Origin of the sequence: Streptomyces cahuitamycinicus (assembly GCF_002891435.1) — a bacterium.
In the GTDB taxonomy this organism is placed as follows: Bacteria; Actinomycetota; Actinomycetes; order Streptomycetales; family Streptomycetaceae; genus Streptomyces; species Streptomyces cahuitamycinicus.
In genome coordinates this window covers 1-2,299 of the sequence record NZ_POUC01000734.1, presented here as the reverse complement: position 1 = coordinate 2,299, position 2,299 = coordinate 1, and the positions used below count along the sequence as shown (strand labels likewise).

The window sequence follows — 2,299 nt, the reverse complement described above, 5'->3', positions numbered from 1 at the left end:
ACCCCACCCTGCGCACCCGCATCGGCTACGTCACCCAGGCCCCGTCCGTCTACGACGACCTGACCGTCCGCCAGAACCTCGACTACTTCGCCGCGATCCTCGACCCCGGCCGCCCGGCAGCCGACCGCCGCGACGACAACGTCACCCGCGCGATAGCCGACGTCGACCTCACCACCCACGCCGACGCCCTCGCCGGCAACCTCTCCGGCGGCCAGCGCAACCGCGTCTCCCTGGCCGTCGCCCTCCTCGGCACCCCCGAACTCCTCGTACTCGACGAACCGACCGTCGGACTCGACCCCGTGCTGCGCCGCGACCTGTGGAACCTCTTCCACGACATCGCGACCGGCCGCGGCGCGACCCTCCTCGTCTCCTCCCACGTCATGGACGAGGCCGAGCGCTGCCACCGCCTCCTCCTCATGCGCGAGGGCCGACTCCTGGCCGGAGGGCCGGAGGCCGGGGGAGACACCCCCGACGCCCTGCGCACCCGCACCGGCGCCGACACGGTCGAGCAGGCCTTCCTGCACCTGGTGGACGAGGCGAACGCAGCAGCCCGCACGAAGGAGACGACCCGATGACCACCACCCGGACCAGGACGGCCACCCCACCGAGGGCCCTGAACGCCTGCCGCACCACCGCCACCGCCGCCCGGGTCCTCCGCCAGCTCGCCCACGACCCCCGCACCATCGCGCTGCTGGTCCTCATCCCCTGCGTGATGCTGTTCCTGCTGCGCTACGTCTTCGACGGCAGCCCCCGCACCTTCGACAGCATCGGCGCGTCCCTCCTCGGGATCTTTCCCCTGATCACCATGTTCCTGGTGACGTCGATCGCCACCCTGCGCGAACGCACCTCCGGCACCCTCGAACGCCTCCTCGCCATGCCGCTCGGCAAGGGCGACCTCATCGCCGGCTACGCCCTCGCCTTCGGCACCCTCGCGATCATCCAGTCCGCCCTGGCCACGGGCCTCGCCGTGTGGTTCCTCGGCCTCGACGTCACCGGCAGCCCCTGGCTCCTCCTCCTGGTGGCCCTCCTCGACGCCCTCCTCGGCACCGCCCTCGGCCTCTTCGTCTCCGCCTTCGCCGCCTCGGAGTTCCAGGCGGTCCAGTTCATGCCGGCGGTGATCTTCCCCCAGCTCCTCCTGTGCGGCCTGTTCACCCCGCGCGACAGCATGCACCCCGCCCTGGAGGCCATCTCCGACGTCCTCCCCATGTCCTACGCCGTCGACGGCATGAACGAAGTCCTGCACCACACGGACATGACGGCCACGTTCGTCCGGGACGTCATCGTCGTCGCGGGCTGTGCACTCCTCGTCCTGACCCTGGGCGCGGCGACCCTCAGGCGCCGGACGGCGTAGCCACCCCGGCGCGACATCCCGCCCAGCGGACACCCGAGCCGTCCCCCACTCCCCGGTGCGAGGATGGACCCCGGACGACGCACCCTTCGGAGGCACCCCGCGCCATGACCCAGAAAGTCGCAGTCCTCGGCACCGGCAAGATCGGCGAAGCCCTGCTCAGCGGAGTGATCCGCGCCGGCTGGACCCCGTCCGACCTCCTGGTCACCACCCGCCGCCAGGAACGAGCCGAAGAGCTCCGCACCCGCTACGGCGTCACCCCGGTCACCAACGCCGAAGCCGCCAAGACCGCCGACACCCTGATCCTCACGGTGAAACCGCAGGACATGGGCACCCTCCTCGACGAGCTCGCCCCCCACGTCCCCGCCGACCGCCTGGTCATCAGCGGCGCCGCCGGCATCCCCACGGCCTACTTCGAGGAACGCCTCGCCGCCGGCACCCCGGTCGTCCGCGTCATGACCAACACCCCCGCCCTGGTCGACGAGGCGATGTCCGTCATCTCCGCCGGCACCCACGCAACCGCCGACCACCTCGCCCACACCGAGGAGATCTTCGGCGCCGTCGGCAAGACGCTCCGCGTCCCCGAGTCCCAGCAGGACGCCTGCACCGCCCTCTCCGGCTCCGGCCCGGCCTACTTCTTCTACCTGGTCGAAGCCATGACCGACGCCGGCATCCTCCTCGGCCTGCCCCGCGACAAGGCCCACGACCTCATCGTCCAGTCCGCCATCGGCGCCGCGACGATGCTCCGCGACAGCGGCGAACACCCGGTCAAGCTCCGCGAGAACGTCACGTCCCCCGCCGGCACGACGATCAACGCCATCCGCGAACTCGAGAACCACGGCGTACGGGCCGCCCTCATCGCCGCGCTCGAAGCCGCCCGTGACCGCAGCCGCGCCCTGGCCTCCGGCAACAACGGCTGACCACCGGGGGCGGGCCCGTTCCCGCCCGCCC

The 2,299-nt window shown here is 72.0% G+C and carries 3 protein-coding genes; all 3 read left to right on the top strand.

Going from position 1 to position 2,299, the window contains the following annotated elements; genetic code table 11:
• On the top strand, positions 1 to 575 hold a 575-nt coding region (locus C1J00_RS42240), incomplete at its 5' end, for an ABC transporter ATP-binding protein (protein ID WP_102914096.1).
• Complete coding sequence (locus C1J00_RS42235; protein WP_102914095.1) at positions 572 to 1,351, top strand: ABC transporter permease; 780 nt, start codon at positions 572 to 574, stop codon at positions 1,349 to 1,351. The genes C1J00_RS42240 and C1J00_RS42235, both read left to right, overlap by 4 nt.
• Before the next feature lie 104 nt (positions 1,352 to 1,455).
• Positions 1,456 to 2,268, top strand: coding sequence for a pyrroline-5-carboxylate reductase (gene proC, locus C1J00_RS42230; protein ID WP_102914094.1), 813 nt, complete (start codon positions 1,456 to 1,458; stop codon positions 2,266 to 2,268).
• Positions 2,269 to 2,299: the final 31 nt, after the last annotated feature.